Below are 25,910 nucleotides of genomic sequence, written 5' to 3' on the forward strand. Positions count from 1 at the left end.
TCAGGACACGGGGATCGCGGTCGGGCGTTCGCCGCGCACGCGCACCAGCGAGCGCAGGACCACCGCGCAGATCAGCGACAGGACCAGCAGCGTCAGCCCGAAGTAGATCACCGCGTCGGAGGCCACCCAGATGGCTCCGTACGCTCCGGCGACCAGCGAGCCGACCGTCACCCCGCCCACCTCCTGCGCCATCCAGATCCCGTTCACGCGACCGAGCAGTGGACCTGGGGTGTGTTGCTGGATCAAGGTGTAGCGCAGCACCTCCTGGACGGATTCGAAGTACCCGACGACGACGAGCAGGCCGAGCATCAGCCACGCGTAGGGCGCGAGTCCGAAAGCGATCATGATGACGAAGGTCAGCGTGAGCGCGGCCAGCAACACCACGCCCGGCCGTCGGAGTCCGCCGAGCCAACCGCTGGTGATCGCGCCCAGCATCGCGCCGGTAGCCACCGCGGCGAACAGCAGGCCGGTGATCGAGGCGTTTCCGTCGAATCGCTGCGCCACGAGCGCCGGCAACAGGGCGACGATGCCCGGCGCGAACATCGCCAGCGTGCCCACCGCCATCACCGCGGTGATCACCCGCCGGGTGCGCAGGAACCGCCACAGGGACGGTGTCGTGGCGGCGGTGGTTTCGACGGTCGTCGTGTCGTCCGGGGTGCGGTCGCGGGGCTCCTCGTCGGCGCGCTCCGATCGGTCGCCGAGAATCGCCGCATCCGGTGGGAGACTCGGCAATCCGAGAAGGATGAGCACCGCCACCGTGGCAACCACCGCGGCGGTGACGTAGGCCCACTGCACGCCGGCCGCGCCGATGATGAATCCGGCGATCCCGGGGGAGACCGCCGAGCCCAGACGAACACTGAACGCCCCGAGCGCACCGACCGAGGGGAGGTGTCTCCTGTCGATCAGCGTCGGTATGGCCGCCATCAGCGCGGCAATGGACAGTGCCCCGATGAGCCCGTCGGTCACGGCCAACACATAGAGCACCGGTAGCGCCGCAGCCTGACCGAACACGCCGAAGGCATTGGCGGCCAACCCCATGAAGGCGAGCGCGGCCGCGCTGCGCCCGACGAGGATCAGTGACCGGCGATCGAACCGGTCGGCGAGGACACCGCCGAGGGGCATGCCGAGGAACGTCGCGAGGCCGGTGACCGCGGTGGCGGTGCCGACCTGCATCGACGATCCGGTCAGGTTGTACACCTGCACCGGCACCGACACCAGCAGCATGCCGATCCCCACGAGGGAGATCAACCGGGCCACGAAGATCCGTCGGAAGGGCACGCTCACCCGTAGCGGGGTGATGTCGATGAGCACTGCTCGGACGGCTGCGGCCATCAGTTCTCTCCAGGTGTCGGGGTCGTGTCGTTCTCGGTGAGTGTCGTGAGCGCGGCGACCCATCGATCGGCCAGTGCGGCCACCGTATCGTCGTCGACCACGCCGGGCTGCGACACCCATGTGGCACTCAGTTGCGGACCGTCGGGCCCGTCGAGGGTGACCACGTTGATGATCAGGCCGTAGCCGGCGGGCATGAGCTCGCCGGGGCCGATCTCCGCCGATTCCGGGGCCATGGCCCATCCGTCGAACTCGAAGGACCGGTATCGGCCCAGATAGTTGAATTCGATGGCGGCCGAGGGCAGATCGATCCCGGCCACATGGCGCAGGAGGCCGTAGCCGAGTCCGCCGTCGGGGATCTCGGCACGGGTGGCGGCCAGCGCGCGCGCCTGTTGGGCGGCATCGGATCCGCCGCCGACGACAACCGGATGCACGGCGGTGAACCATCCGACGCTGCCGGTGAGGTCGGCACCGGGTACGGCCTGCTCCTCGCGGCCGTGCCCCTCGAGGTCGACGAGTGTCGGCGCGGGTAGTGCGGCACCCAATGCACCGAGCAACACGTCGTCGATACCGACCCGCAGCCGTGCCGGCAACGGACCCAGGACGGCTCGCGCGACCGGCGTGTCGACGGTGACCCGATGCCGGTGGGCGTGGACCTCGCGATCGATGTCCGGGGCCGGTGGCCGCGAGAACACAGGCGCGGTCGCCGAGGCGGTGAGCCGCTGCCACAGGGGGAGTTCGCCGCGGCGATCGGCTGCCACCAATTCGGTTGCCCAACCGGCGAATCCGGCCGGAACCGGGCCGAGGGAGACCGGCTGACCGGCGACGATCTGGGTGTAGGCGGCGATCAGTTCGGGGACGACCACACGCCACGAGACGCCGTCGACGACGAGATGGTGGATCTGCAGGAGCAGACGTCCGGGTTCGTCTCCGAAGTCCAGCCACACCACCGACATCATCACGCCGGCCGCCGGGTCGAGGTGCTCGCGTGCCCGCTGCGCCACCGCCATGACATCGCGGTCGGTCTCCCGGCGCACCGGAACGGGTGCCGAATCGGCGGGAATGTCGAAACGCCAGGGGTTTTCGTCGGCGACGAGTCGTGCCCGCAGCATCGCGTGCCGCGTCGTGAGTGCCGCCAGAGCGCCGGAGAGGGCCTCCACATCGAGTCCGACGGGCACGGTGAGCAATGCCGACTGATGGAATCCGGTGACGAGCCGGGCATCGGATCCGGCGAGCGACTGCAGCCAGCGCACGATCGGGGAGGCCGGGACCGGGCCCGACTCGAGACGCGGCAGAGCCGCGGCTTCGGTGGCCTGCCCCGCCACGGGGACGCGCAGGCGTGCGGCGAGTTCGGCCGGGGTGCGATGGGTCATCACATCGCGGGGGCCGACCACGAAGTTCGCTGCACGCAATCGCGCGACGAGCTGCATCGCCACGATGCTGTCACCGCCGAGTTCGGCGAAGTCGTCGTCGATGCCGATCTCGTCCGCGGCGAGATCGAGCACCTCGGCGAAGGCCTCGCAGATGCGTTGCTGCTCGGGTGTTTCCGGCGTGCGGATGACCCGATCGAACGACGGCTCCGGTAGTGATCGACGGTCGATCTTCCCATTGCTCAGGGTGGGGAATGTCGCGCAGATGACCACAACCGCGGGCACCATGTAGTCGGGTAGTGAGGACCGTAGCCGCGCGCGGATGAGGGAGGCCTCGGGTGTCCGATCCCGGGCCGGCACCACGTACCCGATCAGATGACCGCCCCGGGCCACCGCGATCGCGGCCGAGACGTCGGCATCGGCGAGCATCGCCGCCTCGACGTCGCCGAGTTCGACGCGGTGCCCGCGTATCTTCACCTGATCGTCGCCACGACCGCGATACTCGATCGCCGCCTCGCCCGGTCCGTTCTCACCTGCGGTCGTCCAGCGCACCACGTCGCCGGTGCGATACATCCGGGTGCCGTCGCCGGCGATCGGGTCGGCGACGAACCGCTCGGCGGTCAGTTCACCACGCGCGAGGTAGCCGCGGGCCAAACCGGCACCGGCGAGGTACAACTCGCCGTCGACGCCGTCGGCGACCGGCAGCAGATGGTCGTCGAGGACGTAGGCGCGCACCCCGTCGACCGGATGGCCGATCACCGGTCGGGGCGTGTCGGACACCCGCGCGACGAGCGCGTCGACGGTGCCCTCGGTGGGGCCGTAGAGGTTGTAGGCGTCGGAGTCCGGTAACGCGCGCAGCGCCTCCCACTGTTCGCCGGAGATCGCTTCACCACCGAAACCGATTGCGGCCATCGACCTCTCGACGCCGCCGAGCTGCCGAAGATGTGACGGGGTGAGTTCGAGGAAGTCCCACCGCTGCTCGAGGAGGGTGGCCGCGAGAGCCTGCGCGTCGCGCTGGACCTCGTCGTCGACGATGCTCACCTCGTGGCCGTCGAGCAACCACAACTGCGGCTGCCAGGAGGCGTCGAAGGCCAGCGACCACGCATGCCCGACTCGCAGCCGCTCGCGGCCGGTGCGCGCCACCGCAGGCCGGTGCAGCATCCGGCGGTGGCTGGCGAACAGGTTGCTCAACCCCCGGTGGGTGATCACCACGCCCTTGGGTGTCCCGGTCGATCCGGACGTGAAGATGAGATAGGCGGGATGCTCGGGATGGATCGGGGTGCTGCGTATCTCCGGCCCCCACGACGCCTCGTCCCCGCGGGGTGCGAGGAGATCGTCGTCGAGGCGGTCGATGATGCGTTGCGGCCGGGCGGCCTCGATCATCGCCGCCACCCGGTGAGCGGGGGTGTCGGGCTCGATCGGCAGGTACGCCGCACCGGCATAGAGGACACCGAAGATCGTCTCCATCGCGGTGATCCCGCGCGGGAGCCGGACGACGACGACGTCCTCGGCGCCGATCCCGGCGCCGATCAATCGGGCGGCGATCAGCCGGACCCGGTCGTGCAACTCGCCGAAGGTGCGTCGCCCGTCCGGCCCGCGCAGCGCCGGCGCCGACGGGTCCCGCTCGACCGCGGCGTCGAGCAGCACGTCGAACGTGGTCGGTTCGGGGCCGGGCCGGTACAGCTCCCGGCGCTCCCGGGCGGTCCGGATGTCCAACTGACGCAACGGCGTATCGGGCCGCGCCGCCATGAACTCAAGAATCGTCACGAGCCGCCGTGCCATGGCCTCGACGGTCGGCCGGTCGAACAGGTCGGTGCTGTATTCGATGACCCCGCCCACACGTGCCCCGCTCGATCCTGCGGTGGTCGCGTCACCCGAGGTCGAGTCCTCGGTGAAGTCGAACGACAGATCGAACTTCGCGGTCGTCGGTGCGGGCAGCGAGGCGGGGGGATTGCGCTCCGGATCACCGCCGGGCAGCACGCCGTCGACGTAGACCACCATCGTCTGGAACAACGGGTTCATCGCCGCCGACCGTTGTGGGGCAACGGCTTCCACGACCCGTTCGAACGGGACGTCACGGTTGGCCAGAGCCGCGAGGTCGGCCTCGCGTACCCGTGCGAGCAGTTCGGTGGCCGACGGGTCGCCCGACAGGTCGGTGCGCAGGACGACGGTGTTGAGGAAGAATCCGACCAGGCTCTCCAGGCGCGTGTCCGACCGCACCGTCACCGGGGTACCGAGTGCGATGTCGTCTCCGCCGCCGAGCCGCGACAGCAACACCGCGACCGCCGTGCGCATCAGCATGAACATCGACGTCCCGGTGGCCGCAGCGAGGCGGCGCAGGTCGCCGACGAGTTCGGCACGTAGTGCGAGGAACACCCCGTCGCCGCGTCCGGACGGGCGTGGCGGTCGGGTGTGGTCGTAGGGCAGCGCGAGCTCGTCGGGTAGCCCGTGCAGCGTCTTTCGCCAGAAGGCGAGTTGTCTCTCGCCACGCCCACCCTCGATCAGATCTCGTTGCCACGCAGCGAAATCCGAGTACTGAAGGGGCAGCCGCGGCCACTGGGGTGCGCGTCCGTCCGCTCGCGCACGATAGGCCGTGGTCAGGTCTGCGCGCAGCGGCGGAGCCGACCATTCATCGGTCGCGATGTGGTGGATCGTCACCAGCGCCACGTCATCGGTGGTCGCCACCCGAATGGGGATCTCGGTCGCCAGGTCGAACGCATGCCCGGCCACCCGGGCGAGATCGGTCGGGTCGGTCACCGTTTCGACGACGATCTCCGGATCGTCGAGGACCTCGGGACGCTGGTCGGGGTAGCGGGTTCGCAGGACCTCGTGGCGCGCCACCACATCGGCGACCGCCGCGCGCAGCACCGTGGGATCGATGGTCTCGGCCGGGCCCGTCGGTCCGCCGGGCCGCCACAGCATCGGCACGTTGTAGGTGCTCGTGGGTCCGGCGACGCCGTGCAGCGTGAGCATCCGCTCCTGCCCGTAGGACAACACCGCGCGTCCACCCGCGCGGCGCCGCAGTTCCGGTGCGCGCGCGGCGGTGTCGGAGTCTGCGTCGGCGGGCAGGGCGAGGAGGTGTGCGGCAAGCCCGGCGACCGTCGGGTGATCGAAGAGTGTCCGCAACTCGAGATCGTGGCCCAGGGTGTCGCGGATCAGGTTGATGGCCCTGATCGCGAGCAGTGAATGTCCGCCGAGGGCAAAGAAATCCGCATGCACGTCGGCGACCGGGTGACCGAGCACAGCACCGAAGATCTCCGTGAGATCGGTTTCGATCGTCGAACGTGGTGCGGTGGCGCTGTGCTCGTCGACACCGCTGTTGTCGGCGGTGTCCGGCACGGGTAGCGCCGACCGATCCAGTTTGCCGGTGTGGTTGTACGGGAACGACTCACACACCACGATCGGGGTCGGGACCATGTAGGACGGCAGACGTCGCCGCATGGAACGCTCGACCGCCGACACCAGTGCGGTGTGATCGGCCAGGGATCCGGAGGAGGATGTGTCGATGACCGACGGGTCGGTGGGCACGATCCATCCGATGATGCGGTCACCGTCGACGCGAACGGCCGCGGCGGCCACCCCGTCGACGGCGCGCAGGCATGCTTCGATCTCGCCGAGTTCGACCCGGTTGCCACGGACCTTGACCTGGGTGTCGGCACGCCCGAGGTACTCGAGTTCGCCGGAGCGGCGGACGACGAGGTCGCCGGTGCGATAAAGCCGGGCACCGGGCACGTCGCCGGTGGGATCGGCGACGTAGGCCGCCGCGGTCAGGTCGGGCCGGCCGAGATAGCCGCGGGTCACCGGGATCCCGCGGACATACAGTTCCCCGGTCACGCCGTCGGGAACGCGCCGCAGCGACCCGTCGAGGACGAGCAACTCGGTGCCGGCAACGGGCCGGCCGATCGGCACCGTCGGGCCCGTGACGGTCGGGTCGGCGAGCCGGTCGGTCACGACGACGGTGGTCTCGGTCGGGCCGTAGGCATTGATCAGCGACACCCCGGGTGCCGCAGCGCCCACCCGTCGGGCCAGCGCGGCCGGCAGGGCCTCACCGCCGGCAATGATGTGGCGCAGGCTCGGTAGTCCGGCGAGGTGGTCCACGAACAACTCGAGCAGCGAGGGCACGAAAACCGTGGTGGTGACGGCGTACTCGCCGATGAGTCGGGCCAAGTGTCGTGGATCCCGGTGGTCGCCGTCGGCGGCGACGACCACGGTGGCACCGGTGACGAAGGGCAACAACAACTCCCACACCGCGCCGTCGAAGCCGACGGGTGTCTTCGCGAGGACCACATCGCCGGCACCGAGGCCACCGGGAATGGTGTCGCGCCGCCAGCGCAACACATTGACCACGTTGCGGTGGCTGACGACGACACCCTTGGGTGTGCCGGTCGAGCCGGAGGTGTAGATGACGTAGGCCGCATCGTCGGGTCGTGCCGTGCGACGCAGGACACCGGCGGCACCCGGGGTGCCCGGGTCGATCGGCGATCCGCCGGCCCCGAGGAGGATCGTCGGGATCCCGGGCGCCGCCGCCCGGGCGATGGACGCGGTGACGGTGTCGGCGAGTACCGCGACGGGCCGGGCGGCGCCGAGGATGGTGGAGACACGTTCGGTGGGAACGTCCGCGTCGATCGGCAGATAGGCTGCGCCACTACGCAACACGCCCTGGAGGGCGACGAGCTGCGCCGCACCACGGGACATGAGGACGGCGACCACCGGATCGGCGGTGCCGGCGAGGTGTTCATCGAGCCGATCCGCGATCCGCAGTGCGGTGGTGCGGGTGTCGGCATAGGTGAGCGCAATGCCGCTCACGTCACGGACGGCGAGGACATCGCCGTGGGTCCCGGCGTATTCGTCGAGCAGATCGACCACGGTCGTGGAATCGTCGGCCGTGCCGCGCGGACCCCGTTCCTCGGTGCGTAGACGCGCGATCTCGGCGTCGTCGAGCAGGACGATGTCACTCACCGGGACGTCGGGATCGTCACCGACCGTGGCGAGTACGCGCATCAGGCCGCGCAGCAGGGTACGTGCCGTCGACGGATCGAACTGTGCGGTCGCGTACTCGAGCGCGACGCTCAACTCACCGGAGTGCGTGAGGTCGACGACGGTGAAGCCGAGGTCGAACTTCGCGGACTCGGCGACCAACGGCATGAATGTGGCCCTGACGCCGAGGAAGCTCTGCGGAACCGCGTCGAGCGGCAGATACGAGACACTGACCTGAAACAGCGGATTACGGCCCGACTCGCGGCGCGGTGTCAGCCGTTCGACGATGCGTTGGAACGGCACGTCCTGGTGGTCGAAGGCCGCGAGATCGGCCGTGCGCACCCGCTCGACGAGTTCACCGAAACGAGGTCGGCCACTCACGTCGGTGCGCAGCACCTGCGTGTCGACGAAGAACCCGACGAGATCGTCGAGTGCCGGGTCGTTGCGTCCGGAAATGGGGCTGCCGAGCGGGATGTCGTCGCCGGCACCCACCCGATGCAACAGAGCCGCAACCGCGGCCTGCACCACCATGAACATGCTGGCGCCCCGCGCCGAGGCGAGTGCGGCCAGGCGGGCCCGGGTCGCCGCGTCCACGATCGCGGTCTCGGTGGCCGCGGGTCCCGCCACACCCGGTCGCCGCGCGTGATCACGCGGCAGTGGCAATTCGTCGGGCAGATCGGCGAGCGTCGAGGCCCAGAAGTCGAGTTGCTCATCACCACGCTCGATGAGCCGATCCCGTTGCCAGAGCGCGTAATCGGCGTACTGGACCGGTAGCGGAGCGAAGTCGGGTGCGGTACCCGCCGCCCGCGCGAGATATGCGGCGGTCAGATCGGTGAGCATCGGCCGGTCCGACCATTCGTCGGTCGCGATGTGATGTGCGGCGATCGTGAGCACACCGGCGAGAGTGCCGGTGGCAGAAGGTTTCTCCAGCAGATCCAGACGGAACCGGATCGGGGGAGCGGTACGCAGGTCGAACGGGCGGGTCAGCGTCTCGCGGGCCCGTTCACCGAGCACCGCCTCCGGGTCGTCGACGTCGTCGAGCGTGTGCACCTCGACCAGCGTCCGTGCGCCGATCATCTCGGAGATCTGCTCGACCGGCAGGATCGATTGGTGCGCGACGAGATCGGCGGCGCTGCCGGTGGTGTCGGTTCCGTCGCCTCCGTCGACGATGACGGTACGCAGGCTCTCGTGGCGGATCAGCAGGTCGGCCACCGCGGCCCGCAGGGCGTCGGGGTCGATCGCCTGGTGCAGGCGGATCACGTGACCGTAATGGTAGGAGGTGTCGTCGGGATCGAGGCGATAGAGCACCCACAGCCGTTCCTGCGCCGGGGACAATGGGATCCGATCCGGGCGGGGCACGACGACGATGTCGGTACGCGATCCGGTGAAGTGCACCCGGGCGGCGATCTCGGCGGGAGTCCGAGCCTCGAACAGATCGCGGATGGTGATCTCGGCGCCGAGCTCGCCACGCAACGCCGACACCAGTTTCATCGCGGCCATCGAATGTCCGCCGAGTTCGAAGAAATCGTCGTCCACACCCACCACCGGATCGGCGGTATCGGCGGCGGCTTCGCCGGTATCGATGGCGCCTCCGCCGCGAAGCCCGAGGACCTCGGCGAACACCGCACACAGCCGACGCTCGAGGTCGGTGCGCGGGGCCCGCCGGGTGGTGGCCGGCGCCGGCTGCGGCAGCGCCTTCACGTCGAGTTTGCCGTTGACCGTCATCGGGAATCCGGCCACCGACGCGAACAGCGTCGGCACCATGTAGTCCGGCAACGTCGCGGCGAGGCGCCTGCGCACATCGGCGACGTCGACACCGAGCTCCGGATCCGCCGGAATCAGGTAGGCCACAAGGCGTTTGACGCCCGGTGCGCTGGGGTCCTCGGCGGCGACGACGGCCGATCCGGCGACGTCGTCGAGTGCGGTGAGCGCGGCATCGATCTCGGCCAGCTCCACGCGGTGGCCGCGGACCTTCACCTGATCGTCGGTCCGACCGAGGAAGTCGAGGTTGCCGTCGGCGCGCATCCGCATCAGATCCCCGGTGCGGTACAGGCGCCCGCCGGTGCCGAACGGGTCGGCGACGAACCGCTCGGCCGTCAGATCCGGCCGCCCGAGGTAGCCGCGCGCCAGGCCGGCACCGCTGATGTACAGCTCGCCGGCAACCCCGGCCGGAACGGGACGCAGCCACCCGTCGAGCAGGTGCGCACGGGTGTTCCAGATCGGCGTGCCCACCGACGAGGTGTCGGACTCGTCGGTGCCGATGCCGAGTGTGTTGATCGTGTACTCGGTCGGCCCGTACAGGTTGTAGCCGAAGGTCTTCGGGTGTTCGCGCAAAGCCGTCCACACGGGATCGCCGACGGCTTCGCCACCGAGCAGCACCAGCGGTGGCACGTGCGTGTCCTCGTCGAGGAGACCGTCGGCGAACAACTGTGCCGCGTAGGTGGGGGTCACGTTGATGACGTCGATGCGATGCCGTGCACAGTAGGCGACGAGCGCGGCGGAGTCGCGACGCAGATCCTCGTCGCAGACGTGCACCTCGTGGCCCTCGACGAGCCAGAGCAGTTCCTCCCACGACATGTCGAAGGCGAAGGACACGGTGTGCGCTATCCGCAGCCGCCCCTGCACACCGGCGGCGCGGGCCACCGCGATCGCCGGCTCGAACACCTTCTCCCGGTGGTTCAACTGCATGTTGGTCAGGCCACGGTAGGGGGTCACCACACCCTTGGGGCGTCCGGTCGACCCCGATGTGTAGATCACGTAGGCCGGCCAGTCCGGGTCGACCCGCGGGACCGGCCAGGTGGGGCCCGCGGTCTCGGGGAGATCATCGATCACCAGCGTCGGTACCGCCACGCCGGCGAAACGCGCAACGACGCGACTGTGCGACAGGATGATCCGCGGTTCGGCGTCGGCGAGGATGCCGTGCAGCCGGTCATCGGGATGATCGAGTTCCAGCGGGAGGTACGCGGCGCCGGCCCGCAGGATCGCGAAGAGCGCCACCACCGTGTCGATACTGCGCGGAACCGCAAGCGCGACAATGCTCTCCGCGCCGATGCCGTGGTCGTACAACACGTGGGCCACCCGATCGATGTGGGTGTCGAGGTCGGCGTAGGTCATCCGGAGCGCGCCGAAGACGAGGGCTTCGGCGTCGGGGATCGACGCGGCCCGCTCGGCCAGCAGGTTGGAGACCGTGAGATCGGGCAGTGGGTGGGCCGGGCCGTCCAGGCCGGCGTCTTCGGGGAGGTCGAGGTCGACCGAGCCCACCGGGTCGGTGAGGTGATCGCCAAGGGTCGCCAGTGCCCGCCGGAACCGGGTCAGCAGCGCCGTCGCGGTCTGCTCGGAGACCAGATCGTCGCGGTACTCGAGCCGGAAACGGATGTCGGCCGACGGGGTGACCACCACGGCGACCGGATAGTGGGTGTGATCGAGGCTGCCCTCACCGATCACGTCGTGCAGCGCCGACTGTTCGCGTTCCTCGTCGTCGGTACGGAAGTTCTGGAGCACGTAGAGGACGTCGAAGAGCACCGGGTGCCCGGTCTCCTGCTGCAGCCGCGCCAGACCGATGTGGTCGTGCGCCATCATCTCGACCCGCTCGGCCTGCATCCGCCGCAACAGTTGACCGACGGTCTCGTCGGGCCGCAGTAGCGTGCGCACCGGCACCGTGTTGAGGAACAGACCGATCACGGTGTCGATCCCGTCGACCTCGGTGGGACGCCCGGCGACCGTCGAACCGAAGGCGACATCGCTGCGTCCGAGCTGCCGCGACAACGTGAGATTGAGTGCGGCGGTGATGATCGTGTTCAGGGTGACACCGGCCGAGCGTGCGTCGTCGCGCAGCCGTGCCGACAGGTCGGCGCCGAGCTCGACGTCGAGGCGTCGGGGCGCGCGAGGAGTGGAGCCGGCCGCGCGGGGCGCGATCAGCGCGGGTTCGTCATAGCCGGAGAAGTGGTCGGTCCAGGCCGTGATCGACGCATCGTCGGACCCGTTGGCCGCCAGCCACACCAGATAGTCCCGCAGTGATGCCTCTCGCGCCGGCACCGGGGTGTGATGGAGATGAGCGAGCAACCGCGAGACGAACAGTCCACCGGACCAGCCGTCCCACAACAGGAATCGCCGGTTCACCACCAGCCGATCGCGGCCCCCGGGTAGGTGGATCAGACGCATCCGCCACAGGGGAGCGCGGTCGAGTCGAAAGCTCGTTGCGCGGTCCTCGGCGAGGATTCGTTCGACGCGCTCGCTCAGGTCGGGGTTGGTGGCGTCGGACAGATCGATCTCGGCGACGTCGGGTCGTACGTCGGCGGCGATGATCTGTACGGGCCGCCCGTCATGCTCGACGAAGGCGGCGCGCAACTCCGGATTTCCATGCAGGAGTGCATATGTCGCGTCGGTGAGCGCCACCGGGTCGATGCGATGGCCGAAGTCGAGCCAGAACTGGGCGGTGTAGATGTCGGCGTCGGCATCCATCTGCGCCTGGTAGTAGAGACCTTCCTGCAGCGGCGTCAGCGGCCACACGTCGGCGATCTCGCCGTGCACGGCGGTCAACGCAGCCAGCTCGTCGGGGTCGAGGACCACGAGATGCGGCGAAGCCGCCCGGGCGACGGCGTCGATGAGGGCGTCGGCCAGGGCCTCGGCGTCGGCGACCAGTCCCGGATCGACCTCGACGATCAGGGTCCGCACCCCCTCCGATTCGACCCCCTCCGATTCGACCCCCTCTGCGACGACCCCCTCTGCGACGACCCTGACCCGGACCGGGTGATCGGTCGGCAGACCATAATCCCCGACGAGCACCGTGGGTTCGGCGATCTCGCCGGTCGCCCCCGCGGCCGTGAACGCGGCGCCGACCTGCGGAGACAGGTGGCGTAGGAGGTCGAGCGCCGGACCGGGCACGGGTGTCGTGCTGCCGTCGGCGAGGTCGATGCGCATAGGGGTGAGCCCCTGGAACGGGCCGGTGGTGCGTTCGGCGCCGGCCGGCCGGAGGTCGGTGACGACGTCGACGAGCAGATGAGTGCCGACGCGTGTGCCGTAGACCGCGCGCACCGCCTCGGCGACCGCCGACAGCAGTTGCCGGGTGGTGGGTGCCGTGGCAGCCGGAATCGTGCGGCGGCAGACGGGTTCGGGTATCACGGCTTCGGTCGCCGTGGCGCCGTCGTGAGGAGCGGGGAGAGCCGCTCCCGGTGCGAGGATCTCCATCCATCGGGGCAGGGCCGAGGTGTCGGTCGCCGCCGCGGTCAGTTCGGCGACGGCCCGACCGAGGGACATCGGGACCGGGTCGACATCGGGTTCTCGCCCGGCGGCGACGTCGGCGAGGGCATCGAGTAGGTCGGCCCGCAGGATCGACCGTGACGCCGGGTCGACGACCGCCGAATCGAGGACCACCGTGAGGGTGTCGCCGTGCTCACCGAGGATCGCGTATGGCGGCTCCGGCTGCTGCGTCGTGGTCGCGCCCGGGATGTCGACGAGCCGGATCGCTGCGGTGTCGGTGGGCGCGGTGCTCAGTGTCCAGAGGATCGGCACCGGGCGGGAGAGGGTGGTGCGCAGCGCATCGTGACGTGCCGACAGACGGCCGAGAATCCCCCTCGATCGTCTCGGCGGTCGTCTGCGGCGCCACCGACACGTGAATCCGGCTCGGCGGCAGCTCTTCCGGATCGTCACCACCTGCCCGGAGCCGCAGCAGGGCGGGCGTCACCGCGGCCGACGGCATCGCCTCGTCCTGGCGGACGGGGTCGGCGCCGTCGAGGTGGACGAGCCGGTCTCCGGGGCGGTCGGCGAGGCGGGTGAGGAATTCGTCGAAGGCGGCGGCGAGCGTGCGTGCGTCCTCGGCTGCCCCGTCGACCGCGCGGATGACCACCTCGGCGGGAAGACCCCTGCGGCGCAACTGTATCTGGATCTCCACGTCGGAGACCGGTCCCGACGCCAGGGCGTGGACGACCATCGGTTCACCGCCCATGGTCTGGGTGGTGGTGTGCGACATGACATTCACGCCCAGACCGAACATGCGATACGGGCCGGTCGATTCGGCGGGGTTTGTCGATGTGGCGGGGTTTGTCGATGTGGCGGCAGCGGCGGCGAGCGCGCGACCGAGATCCTCACCGCGGAATCGGCTGTGCGGCAGGAGCGAGAACAGGGCACGGTCGACGCGTCGGGCGAGGTCGGTGAGACGATCGCGATCGGATGCCTGCACCCGTAGCGGCAGGACACTGGTCACCATCGACGGGGTCGTCCGGATCCGGCGGTCCACCCGGCCACTGACCGGTAGTGCGAACACGAGGTCGTCCTTGCCGGTGCGGGTGTGGGCGAAGGCGGCGACCGCGGCGATCAGCATGATCGTCGGCCGGACCCCGGCGCGCGTGGCCGATTCCCGGAGCACCGACAGACGTTCGACATCGATCTCGAAACGTGCGTGTGCGCGTCCGACGCCCGGCGCCACCTCACCCTCGAGCAGCCGAACCGGATCGGGCCGGTCGGCCATCATCGTGGTCCAATGCCGTCGATCCGCCTCGAATTCCGGGCCGGTGCGATAGGCCTGCTCGGATTCGATGACCTCGCGCAATGTCCAGCCCGCGGCCGGGGTGGCGCCCTCGTACGCCGAGCGCACGGCCTCGCAGAAGGCGACCAGACCCATCCCGTCGCAGACGAGGTGATGGACCTTCAGATAGATGTACACCGGTGTCGGCGCGCCGGCAGCGCGCCCGCCCACCCGGAGCAGACTGCACTCGGTCAACGGGCCCGCATGAATGTCCATGGGCCGCGCCATGTCCGCGGCCATCCACTGATGGGCGTCGCGGCCGCGCAGGTCGACGATGGGCACATCGAAGTCCTCGATCGGCAGGACGCGCTGACCGAGTTCGCCGTCGAGCTCGGTGAACACCGCGCGCATCGCCTCGGCCCGATCGATGGTGGCCAGGACCGCCGCGCGGAGACGTTCGAGATCCAACGACGCCGTGGCCTCGATGTAGAGCCCGGTGTTGTAGAGCGCGGGGTCGGCGGCCACCTGCAGCCCGAAGTAGATGTCGCGCTGTCCGGCGAGCACGGGCACCACCGGTTCGCCCGCACCGGTTCCGGGGGCTGACGCGGATGCGGACGGTTGGGTCGTCGAGGTCACGTGGGAACTCCAGAATCGTCGAATGCGGACTCGTCACGTGCGGACAGGGCGGCCAGGGTGGACAACGCATCCGCCCATGCCACGCCCAATCGCGTCACCGCGTCGTCGCTCAGAAAGTGCTGCAGGTAGCCGAAGGTCGCCGAGAGAACGGGCCCGTGCGCCTCGTCCCGGCACACCACGTCGATCTCGAGCAGATGATCGCAGCCGAGATCGGGGTCGGGCAGCGCCCGCAACGACGACGACTCGGCCGACGGCTGCCACGCGCCACCGCTGCCCACGGTGAATCGGCCCAGATAGTTCAGCAACACCGAGGCCTTCGGCATCGTCGCCAACGCCGCCGAGGTCTGCGGGTTGAGGTGACGCAGCATCCCGTATCCTGCTCCGGCGCAGGGCGTTTCGTGCCATTGCCGGTCGGCGTCACGGACCGCGTCCAGCGGGTCCGCGTCGTCGGCGGGTCCGGACAGACGCACGGGTGCCATGGTGGTGAACCACCCGACGGTGTGTGAGAGATCCATGGCTCCCAGGCCGGCCGCCTCGGTATCGCGGCCGTGACGCTCGGTGTCGACGATCAGATCGGCGGTGCGCAGGACCGCCGAGGCGGCGATTCGCAACGCGCCCAGGAAGATCGATGTCACCCCGACATCGAATGCGGCAGGCGCGTCGGTCACCAGCGCCCGCGAGGTCGCCACGTCGAGGGTGACCACATGACGACGCTGATCGCCGACCACCCCAACGCCCGCGGGTACACCGGGCAGCAGGTCGCCGCCGGGTGCGAGAACCCGAACCCAGTGGTCGAGTTCGCCGAGCAGCTCCGGTGCGCCCGCGCGAGCCGCCACCGCCGCGGCGTGGTCGGCGATGGTCGCATCGGAGCCCGCGGGCAGTCTGCCGTCGGTGTGGAAGGCCACGAGGTCGTCGATGAGGATGCGGCGCGACACCCCGTCGACGGCGAGGTGATGGATCACCAGCACGAGCCGACCGGCATCCGCGTCGGTCGCCGGCCGAAGATGGGCGGCGGCGACCATACGTCCCTGCGTCGGTGCCAGGCGTGCGGCCGCGGCGTCGGAGGCGACGGTGACGGTGTCGGCGACACTTCCGTGGGCATCGATCGGCATCTCGACGAGAATCTCGGCCGCGGGGACCGATCCGGGTGGCGACACCGTCAGGCCCCACACCCCGGCGGTCACAGACAGGGTCATGCGCAACGCATCGTGATGATCGAGAAGCGCTTGGAGTGCGGCGGTGAGGGATTCGGTGTCGGCATCCGGTGGGGTGTCGATCACGAGCGACTGGTTCACGCGGTCCACGGTGCCGCCGAGCTCGCGCAGGCGGTGCATGATCGGCAACAGGGCGACGGGCGTGGGGGCCGAGTGCGGGGCAGCCGTGTCGTTCGGCGCACCGTCGTTCGGCGCACTGTCAGCGGGCGCGACGATCGGTTCGGCAACGCCGGCGAGACCGGCGACGGTTCGGTGCGCGAACACCTCGCGCGGCGTGATCCGCAGGCCTCGGCGTCGAGCCCGGTTGACGATCGTGGTGGACAGGATGGAGTCACCACCGAGGGCGAAGAAGTCGTCGTCGACGCCGATCGACGTGGGGTCGAGCCGCAGCGTCTCGGCGAAGATCTCCTGGATCATCCGTTCGGCGTCGGTGATGGGCTCACGGCCCGCACCCGACTCGGCCGGGGGTTCGGGATCGGGGAGTGCCGACGTATCGGTCTTACCGTTGGTGGTCAACGGGATCCGGTCGAGCAGGGTGATCGCGGCGGGCACCAGGTGCTCGGGCAACCGCTGGGCGAGTGCGGTCCGGACGGCGTCGCCGGTCAACTCGGCACCGGCCGGATCATGGCCTGCGGGAACGACGTAGGCGAGCAGCCGGGGATCACCACCGGGGCCGGGACGGGCGATGGTGACCGCATCGGCGACTCCGCGCAGCGAGCCGATCGCTGCGGTCACCTCGCCGAGTTCGATGCGGTAGCCGCGGATCTTGACCTGCAGATCGCTGCGGCCGACGTAGTGCAGCTCACCGGTCGCGGTGCGGCGGAACAGGTCACCGGTGCGATAGACGAGCCCGCCCGGGCTCGTCGGGTCGGCGACGAATCGGGTGGCGCACAATGCCGGCCGGTGCAGGTAACCGGCGGCGACCTGCGGGCCGGCCAGATACAACTCGCCGACCACGCCGACGGGGACCGGTCGCAGGTGCCGGTCGAGTAATCGCCCGGTGAATCCGGGGAGCAGCGCACCGACGTCGCTGCCGGTGGCGTGAGCGGCTGCGGCGGCGTCGATCTCGCGGTGGGTGGCGTGCACGGTGATCTCGGTGATGCCGTACATGTTCACCGCGCGGACCCTCGGGTGACGGCGCAGGAAGCCGGTGAGCCGTCGGGGGTCGAGGGCTTCGCCGCCGAACACGAGATACCGTAGCGACGCCAACGAGGTGGGGCCGGAAGTATTGTCGTACAACGATTCACCGGTCTCGGCCGACGACACCGTGGCATCGAGAGCGGCGAACGCCGACGGCGTCTGATTGAGCACGGTGACGCCCTCGCGGGTGATCAGTGCGGCGAGATCGGCGGGGGACCGGGTGGTGTCCCGATCGGCGATCACCAGCCGGGCGCCGGTCGACAACGCGCCCCACATCTCCCACACGGAGAAGTCGAATGCGTAGGAGTGGAACAGCATCCAGACGTCGTCGGCGTCGACGTCGAAGAGGCCCCGGGTATTCGCGAGCAGCGCGCAGACGTTGCCGTGGGTCACCTGGACGCCCTTGGGGCGCCCGGTCGATCCGGAGGTGAAGATCACATATGCCGTGTGCCGGGCGCCGATCGTGATCTCGGACCACTCGGCCGGCGGGCCGTCCGAGCCGGCGCGGCTCAGGTAATCGGCGTCGACGGTGAGCACCGGTCGGGCGTCGTCGAGGATCGTCTCGATCCGCTCGGCCGGGTAGGCGTGATCGATGGGGACGTAGGCCGCTCCGGCGCGCAGCACGGCGAGAACCGCGATCACCTGATCGGCACCGCGGGGCAGCACCAGTGCCACCAGGTCGCCCGCCGTGACGCCGTCGGCGACCAGCTGCGACGCGAGTTGCGCACTACGCGAGTCGATCTCGCGGTAGGTCAGAGAGGTTGTGACGTCGCTGATCGCGACCCGGTCCGGGTGTGTCGCCACGGTCGAGGTGAACACCTCGACCAGCGTCGACGGACCGCGGGTGGCCTCGGCGGCGCCTCGATTCTCGTCCGGAACCCCTACTGACGCAAGCGCATGGACCGCATCGGGCATGACGAGCCCGGCCAGCCGCCGGTCGGGGTCGGTGGCCAGCACGTCGAGCACGGCGACGGCGCGATCGGCGAGCCGATGTGCGGTGTCGTCGTCGAACAGATCGGTCGCGTACTCGAGCCGCAGTCGCAGTCCACTGCCGTCGCCGGTGTCGGGTAGACCCACGAATTCGTAGGTGAGATCGAATTTCGCCGTACGGGTGGTCGGGAACAGCGGCGTGGCCACGAGCCCGCCGAACTCCGGGGCCACGATGGGATCGCGGTACTGCACCATGGTCTGGAACAGCGGGTGCCGAGCCAGCGATCGGGTCGGTGCGAGCGCGGCGACGAGCTGCTCGAACGGCAGATCGGCGTGCGCGTACGCGTCGAGATCGGCGCTGCGGACACGTGTGAGTACCTGTGCCAGAGTGGGATTCCCGCGCAGGTCGGTGCGCAGGGCGAGCGTGTTGACGAACATCCCGATCAGGTCTTCGGCGGCGGCGTCACCGCGGCCGGCGATCGGGGTGCCGACCACGATGTCGTCACCGGCACCAGAGGCGGCGAGGCTCAGCGCGACCGCGGCGTGGACCACCATGAAGCGCGACGTACCCGTTGCCGCTGCGAGACGGTCGAGGGCACGGCAGACACCGAGCGGGAGCGTGCGATGAACCTCGGCGCCGCGATGGGACGGTTCGACCGGCCGGGCGCGATCGACCGGTAGTGCGATCTCGTCGGGTATCCCGTCGAGTGTCTCCCGCCAGTACGAGAGTTGCTCGGCGGCAAGCGAATGCGGATCGGACTCGTCACCGAGCCGCGCCAGCTGCCAGATCGTGTGATCGACGAATTGGACCGCCGGAGCGGCGGGAACCCGATCATCTCGGTGCTCGACGACGGCGCGATACCCGGCAGCGAGTTCGTCGAACAGTCGTCCCGCCGACCACTCGTCCGCGGCGATGTGATGCACCGTGATCAGCAACACCGACGATGTCGCCGACAGGGCGATCAGGTCGGCGCGCAGGACCCGGTCGCGGGCGAGATCGAACGGTCGTGCGATGAGCGCGGCCATGGTTCTGTCGAGGTCGGTGGTGTCGTGCTCGGTGGTCCCCGGGCCGTGCTCGTCGAGGCGGTGCTCGTCGAGTGTCGTCGCCACCGCATCCGGGGCATCGATGACGGGATGGCCGTCGACGATGCGGGTTCGCAACACCTCGTGGCGGGTGACGATGCCGTGTAGGGAGTCCCGCAGGGCGCCGGCATCGATCGCGGTGCCGGCGTGGGCGTCGAGCCGGACGGCGAAGGCCACCGTGTAGGCGGAATCGTCGACTCCGGCCTGGAACAAGAGCCGTTGTTGAGCCGGCGACAACGGCAGCGGATCGGGGCGCTCTGCGGCGCGGGGCCCGGACCCGCCGGTGGTGTCGTCTGCATCCGTGGCGTCGCGGCCGTCGGCAAGTGGGAGCAACCCCGCCAGATCGGCGAGTACCGGGTTGTCGAAGACGTCGGCGACCTGCAGTGCCCGGCCGGTGGCGACGCGCAGCCGGGTCACCATCCTCGTCGCCGACAGTGAGTGGCCGCCGAGATCGAAGAAGTTCGCATCGACGACCGGTTCATCGATGCCGAGGACGTCCGCGGCCGCGGCGACCACAAGTCGTTCGTTGTCGGTCCGGGGCTCCCGTCCGCCGGTGCTCGCAGCGTGGTCCTCGGGGGCGATGAGTGCCCGGCGATCCACCTTGCCGCCGGGGGTGAGCGGCAACTCGTCGAGCACGGTGATCGTCGACGGCACCATCGCCGCGGGTAGGGCCTGACCCACCGACGCGGTGACCGACTGCGGTGACACGGTCCCGGAGACGAACGCGTGGATTCGGTGGTGGCCGTCGCGAGTTCCGGTGGTGGTCACCGCGGCCTGCGCCACGCCGTGCACGGCGGTCAGAGCGGCTTCGACCTCGCCGAGTTCGACTCGCACACCGCGGATCTTGACCTGTGCGTCGCGGCGTCCGAGTAGCCGCAGTCGCCCGGCGGTGTCGATCAGCCCTCGGTCACCGGTCCGATACATCCGTGCACCACCGGTGACGTCGGCGACGAAATGGGTGGCCGTCCACTCGGGATGCGCGCGATAGCCGCGTCCGAGTTGTCCGGCGCCGGGCCGTATTTCGGACACATACACCTCGCCCACGGTGCCTGCCGGTACCGGACGCAGCAGGTGATCGAGTACGACGATGCGCGTGCCCGGCACCGGTGTTCCGACGTGGATCGCGCCACCGTGGTCGCCTGTGATCGCGCCCGTCGTGACATCGCCGGCGACCTCGGAGGAACCGTAGGAGTTGATGACCTCACCGGCATGTGGGGTGAGCGCAGCCGCGACGGCCGGGGGCAACGGTTCACCGGAAACGATCCATCGATCGAGATCCGGTGCACGACCGTCCTCGACGATGGTGTGCGCGAGTGACGGCACGGCGGTGATCTGCCGGACGCCTTGGGCGGCAGCGAGTTCGGCGAGTCGGCCGGCGTCACGGAGTTCGGCGTCGGAGGCGAGGACGACGGTGGCCCCGGCCGACAACGCGCCGAGGAGCTCGGTGGTTCCGTCGATGAAGGCGATCGAACTCTTGGCGAGGATCACCGGGGCTGCCCAGTCGGTGGCGGCCCAGGAGAGCCGGCGAGCCAGGGCGCCTGCGGTGCCGATGACTGCCTTCGGTGTACCGGTGGACCCGGAGGTGTAGACCAGGTAGGCGGCCGAATCCGGATGTGGCGATACCGGTTCGGTGTCGGACGCGGTGTCGGCGGCGAGCTCAGCGCGGGTGAGTTCGGGCCGGGTCAGCTCGGCGTGGGTCAACTCGGTGCAGGTCAGTTCGGCGGCGAGGGCGTCGTCGACGACGAGGTCCGGGCGCGCGTCGGTGAGCATGAACTCCACCCGGGCCCTCGGGTAGGCGGGATCGATCGGTAGGTAGGCGGCGCCGACCCGGAGCACGGCGAGCAGCACGGCGACCATGCCCGGCGTGCGGTGCGCCTGGATCGCGACGATCGACTCGGTGCCGATACCCCGCGCCCGCAGCGCGGCGGCGGCGCATGCCGCGGCGCGGTCGAGGTCGCGGCGCGAGACGCTGACCTCGCCGGCGAGGAGAGCAACCGCGTCACCCTGTCCGGCGGCGAGGTGTGCGATGCGCCGGGCAGGTGGCTCCGCGGCGGTGGCGGGTGGTCCGGACATGATGGAGGGGTCGCCGCGGTCCGATCGTGGCAGTCCGCCGCGTGGTGTGTCCGGTGCGGCGGCGATCGTCTCCAGCATGCCGAGGAGGCGATCGAGCAGCGCCGGGTCAGCGCCGCGGTGCTCGAGCAGGATTCGGATGTCGGGTTCATCCTCGACGAGAACCGTTGCGGCGTAGGTGTTCTCGTCCTCGAGCTGGGGTCGGACCGCGCCGCGGGGAAAGCTCTCGAAGACGAGCAGCGTGTTGAACAGTTCCCCGAGCCCGGTCGCCGCGCCGATGTCACCGAGAGCGGTGTGGTGATGGGGGAGCAGGGCGAGTTGTTCGCGCTGGAGTCGGGTGATGAGCTCGACGACGGTCTCGGTGGGGTCGAGCCGGACCCGCACCGGGATCGTGTTGATCAGCATGCCGACCATCTCGTCGACACCGGGCAGTGCGGGATCACGGCCCGAGACCACCGCGCCGAAGACGACATCGTCGGAGTCGTCGAGGTCGGCGAGCACCAACGCCCACGCGACCTGGATGAGGGTGTTGACCGAGGCGCCCGCGGATCGTGCGGTGGTACGTAGCCGCCGCGACGCCTCGACACCGAGGAAGCGTGCGATCACCCGGGAACGGTGTGCGGCATCGGGATCGACCGGTACGAGGGTCGGTGCCCGCAGGCCAGTCAGCGCGTGACGCCACGAGTCCAGTCCGCTCGGCAGCGTCGTCCGCCACCGATGGAAGTCACTGATGGGAACGACCGGGTCGAGTGGTTCGCCGCGCAGCACGTGCACGATCTCGTCGACGACGCGGTGCAGGGACCATCCGTCGAGGGCCACGTGGTGGACCACCAGCAGCAGGTGTGCGGTACCGGCGCGCGCGTCGCGGGCCACGACCGCGCGCAGGGGAGGTGCGGAGGTCAGGGAGATCCCCTGCCGGCGCAGGGATTCGCGGAGGCCGTCGGGCCCCCCCGACTCGGCGGGATCGACGGTGTCGATCCGGATCTCGACCTCGGTGTGCACGCGGGCGACCGGCGCCCCGGTACGTCGTCGCGTGTAAGAGGTCCGCAGCATGGCGTGCCGGGCGATCACCGTCTCCAGCGCCGACCGTAGCGCCGAGTCGTCGACATCGCCGGAGTCGGCACCGGACGCGACGACGGCGAGGTCGAGATCGGCGATGATCAGGTACGGGTCGTGGGAGTCGTGCTCGCGCGACCGCGTGGAGTGATAGACGATCGCCTCCTGCACCGCGGTCAGTGGCAACACGTCCTCGAGCGCCGGCTTTGCCTGCGTGTCAACGCTTTCGGTGACGGCGCCATCTGTTGCCTTCGGAGCGCTCACAGCAGGTCCTCCCCGATCAGGTCGTCGAGCTCGTCGGCGTCGATCCCCGCGGTGGTGTGCGCACGGGGTTGCAGGCGGTGCTCGTGTGGTGGTGTACCGCGCTCCGGATCGCCGCCCGGATCGGTGCCCGCCGATCGGGAGACGATCGACGCGACTGCCGCGAGCCGGGCGACGGTCGGATGGTCGAACACGTCGAGAGGGGTGAGACGCACACCTCCGACGGCTGCGCGGGCGACGACGCGAACGGCGGTGAGGCTGTCTCCGCCGAGAACGAAGAAGTCGTCGTCGGCGCCGACGCCAGCAACCCCGAGCACCTCGCCGACGATCTCGGCGAGGATGCGTTCGGTGTCGGTGACCGGGGCCCGACCCTGACCGGCCAGAGCCTGAAAGTCCGGTGCGGGCAACGCAGTGCGATCGACCTTGCCGTTGGGGGTCAGCGGGATCGCCTCGAGCACCTGCACGGTGGCCGGGATCATGTAGTCCGGCAGCCGCCGGGCCAGATGTGATCGCAGCGCCGACGCGTCGATCCCGGATTCTCCGGCGGGGGTCGCGTAGGCCACCAACCGACCGTCACGCTCGACCACGACGGCGCGCTCGATCGAGTCATGTTCTGCCAGGGCGGTTTCGATGTCACCGAGCTCGACGCGGAAACCGCGGATCTTGACCTGGTGGTCGGTGCGGCCGAGGCATTCGATCTGCCCCGTGGCCCGGCTGTGTTCCGATGTCCTGCGGCGAGCCAGATCGCCGGTGCGGTACATGCGTGTCCCGGGCGCCCCGAACGGGTCGGCGAGGAAACGTGTGGCGGTGAGCCCGGCTCGTCGGTGGTATCCGCGGGCCAGTCCGGCGCCACTGAGGTACAGCTCGCCGATCGCGTCGTCGGGGACCGGGCGCAGGGTGGCGTCGAGGATGCGGACCCCGGTGTTGGCGATGGGCGAGCCGATCACGATCGCGTGTTCATCGACCACCGGTGCGGTGGTCGACCAGATGGTGGTCTCGGTCGGTCCGTACATGTTGCGTACCGATGCCGCCGCATCGAGCAGGCCGGCGGCAACCCGGGTGGGAAGTGCCTCCCCGCCGACGAGCACGTCGACCCCGCGTAGGGCCTCGGCGTGGTCTGAGTCCAACAGCGCCGACCACAACGACGGGGTGGCCTGCATGTGGTCGATGCGGTGGGTGCGCAGCAGCCCCGCGAGCCGCCCGGGATCGTGGACGTCGTCGGCGTCGGCGAGGACCACCGTCGCGCCCGCGGCAAGGGGGACAAGGGTTTCCAACAGGGCGATGTCGAAGGCGATGGTGGTGACCGACAACACCGATCGCCCCGGCCGATAGCCGATCTCGTCGATCATCGCGTCGGTGAAGTTGCGCAGTGCGCCGTGCCCGACGACGACACCCTTGGGGGTGCCGGTCGAGCCCGAGGTGTAGATCACGTAGGCGGGATCGCCGTCCCGACCGCCGGCACGGCCGGCACGCCGGGTCGACGAGGCGGTGTGCTCCCGAAGCCGACGGACACTCACCCCGGTGGGGCCCTCCTCGACGACGGCAACCGGGTCGGCATCGGCGAGGGTCGCCGAGATCCGTTCGGCCGGAAAACCCGGGTCGAGCGGCAGGAATGCCGCGCCGCTGCGATGGACGGCGAGGAGTGCGAGGACGAGATCCACCCCGCGGGGCAGCGCGACGGCGACGATGTCCTCGGCATCGAGTGCGCCGAGCTCGTCGGACACCGAGGCGATACGGGTGCGTAGTTCATGATGGTCGATGCGCGCCGCGCCACAGATGAGCGCGATCGCGTCCGCGGGTTGGGCGGCGATCCGATCGAGCAGAGATGTCGCGCCGATCGGGGTGCGAGTCCTGGCGTCCTCGTCGCGGATTCGGGCCGCGCGGCGCTCGTCGGCAGCGCCGTCCAGCGAGACCGCGCCGATGCCCACGGTGGGCCCAGAATCGGGGCGCACGGAGTCGATGGTGCGGGCCGCCGCCTCGGCGAATTCGGCTATGCTGCCGGCGATCTCGTCGACGCGCCGTGGTGGGTACAGGTCGGCGTCGGCGTCGAGGACCAGTTCGAGATCGCCGTCGAGGTCGGCGGCGGTGATCGCCATGTCGACGAGCGGCCCCCGAGCCAGCGACCGCACGTCGGCGACATGCCCGCCGACGGTGACGGTCGCCGAGAACGGCTTGATGTTGAGCGTGGGACCGGTCGCGCCGTCGACGCCTCGTCGCCGCAGGTCCCGAACGATGTCCTCGCCACGGTATCGGGCGTGGGGGGAGACAGTACGCAGGCGGTCGGTGACCCCGGCAGCGATCTCGGCGATCGAGCGGTGTGCGGGCGTGTGGACGCGCAACGGAATCACGTTGACCGCCGAACACGCGCAGTTGGCCACGGGGGAGCCGAGCCGGTTCATCATCGGGAAGCCGAGCACGACGTCGTCGGTGCCCGCGAGCCGCCCGCAGAAGGCGGCGATGACGGCGGTCAGGGTCGACGGATTCCGGGTGAGTGCTCCGAGCGCGGGAATCACGGTGCGGCGGGTGAGGATTCGCGAGGCGACCCGATGACCGCGCGGGCGGTCCGACAGTGTCAGCGGAGCCGTGATCCCGGTCAACTGGTCGGCCCAGAACGTGCGGTCATCGGGTCCCGCTGCGTCGAATCCTGGTGCGTCGAATCCTGGTGCGTCGAGTCCATCGGGGAGGTCGGTGACCGATCGGAGGCGGCGCGGGTCGGCGGGATCGTCATAGAGGTGGCCGATGCGGCGGGTCAGGAGGCCGAGTCCGTAGGCGTCGAGCACCAGATGGTGGGCCACGATGAGCAGGGCGATCCGGTCGCCGGCACGCAGGATCTCGACCCGGGCGCAGGGGCCGGTCCGCGGATCGATGGACCCGGTGACGACGGTGCGTGCGTGTTCGAGTGGCACGTCGGCGTCGGCGTCGGGTCGGAGCTCGACGCGGGTGACCGGCACCGGGTCCCCGAGGACGAAGCGCAGGCCCGAGTCCGTCTCGGAGTCGGTGGCGGGGGTGGTCTCGACGAATCGGGCACGGAGCAGATCCGCCTCCGTGACCGCCGCCGCGACGGCGGCGGTCAGCCTGTCGAGTGCGGGCGCGGAACGGAATTCGACGAGCTGACCGATCGTGAACACCGCAGACGTCCCGACCACCGACTGCGCGGCCCACAGCCCCAGTGCGGCCGCGGACGCGGGGTATGAAGGCTCGCGGGCGGCGAGATCGAGCTCAAGCATGATAGGAGAGCCTACCCTTGCTTAGGCAAGGATCATCACACGGGACGCCGACTCCGAGCGCGGGCGTAAATTAGGCCAGGCTAAGCTACTGTGGCGACCGCGGACGGTGCCTCGCTCACCGTACCGACCCACGATCCCACCGCATCCGGTGGCC

5 protein-coding genes are annotated in these 25,910 nt (G+C 70.0%); all 5 read right to left on the reverse strand.

Annotation, left to right across the window (positions count from 1 at the left end; translation table 11 throughout):
• Genes GOPIP_RS12910 through GOPIP_RS12930 form a run of 5 tightly spaced genes read right to left on the reverse strand, consistent with a single transcriptional unit; the run spans position 1 to position 25,756 of the window.
• Positions 1-1,332: an MFS transporter gene (locus GOPIP_RS12910; protein WP_006370119.1), complete on the reverse strand. Its 1,332-nt coding sequence runs from the start codon at positions 1,330-1,332 to the stop codon at positions 1-3.
• On the reverse strand, positions 1,332-13,187 hold the full coding sequence (locus GOPIP_RS12915; RefSeq protein ID WP_244421147.1) for a non-ribosomal peptide synthetase: 11,856 nt from the start codon (positions 13,185-13,187) through the stop codon (positions 1,332-1,334). The genes GOPIP_RS12910 and GOPIP_RS12915 overlap by 1 nt, the downstream gene beginning before the upstream one ends.
• Entirely contained in the window at positions 13,069-14,775 is a 1,707-nt protein-coding gene (locus tag GOPIP_RS29465) for a condensation domain-containing protein (RefSeq protein WP_006370121.1), read from the reverse strand. Before GOPIP_RS29465 ends, GOPIP_RS12915 begins: the two co-directional genes overlap by 119 nt.
• Positions 14,772-22,532, reverse strand: coding sequence for a non-ribosomal peptide synthetase (locus GOPIP_RS12925; RefSeq protein WP_006370122.1), 7,761 nt, complete (start codon positions 22,530-22,532; stop codon positions 14,772-14,774). Before GOPIP_RS12925 ends, GOPIP_RS29465 begins: the two co-directional genes overlap by 4 nt.
• Positions 22,529-25,756: a non-ribosomal peptide synthetase gene (locus GOPIP_RS12930; RefSeq protein ID WP_006370124.1), complete on the reverse strand. Its 3,228-nt coding sequence runs from the start codon at positions 25,754-25,756 to the stop codon at positions 22,529-22,531. Before GOPIP_RS12930 ends, GOPIP_RS12925 begins: the two co-directional genes overlap by 4 nt.
• Between the last annotated feature and the right edge of the window lie 154 nt (positions 25,757-25,910).

Source organism: Gordonia polyisoprenivorans NBRC 16320 = JCM 10675, assembly GCF_000241325.1.
Classification (GTDB): Bacteria; Actinomycetota; Actinomycetes; order Mycobacteriales; family Mycobacteriaceae; genus Gordonia; species Gordonia polyisoprenivorans.

Bases quoted from the DNA above. Each gene is read 5' to 3' on its own strand.
- GOPIP_RS12910 (WP_006370119.1), bottom strand. From the start codon at position 1,332: ATGGCCGCAGCCGTCCGAGCAGTGCTCATCGACATCACCCCGCTACGG.
- GOPIP_RS12930 (WP_006370124.1), bottom strand. From the start codon at position 25,756: ATGCTTGAGCTCGATCTCGCCGCCCGCGAGCCTTCATACCCCGCGTCC.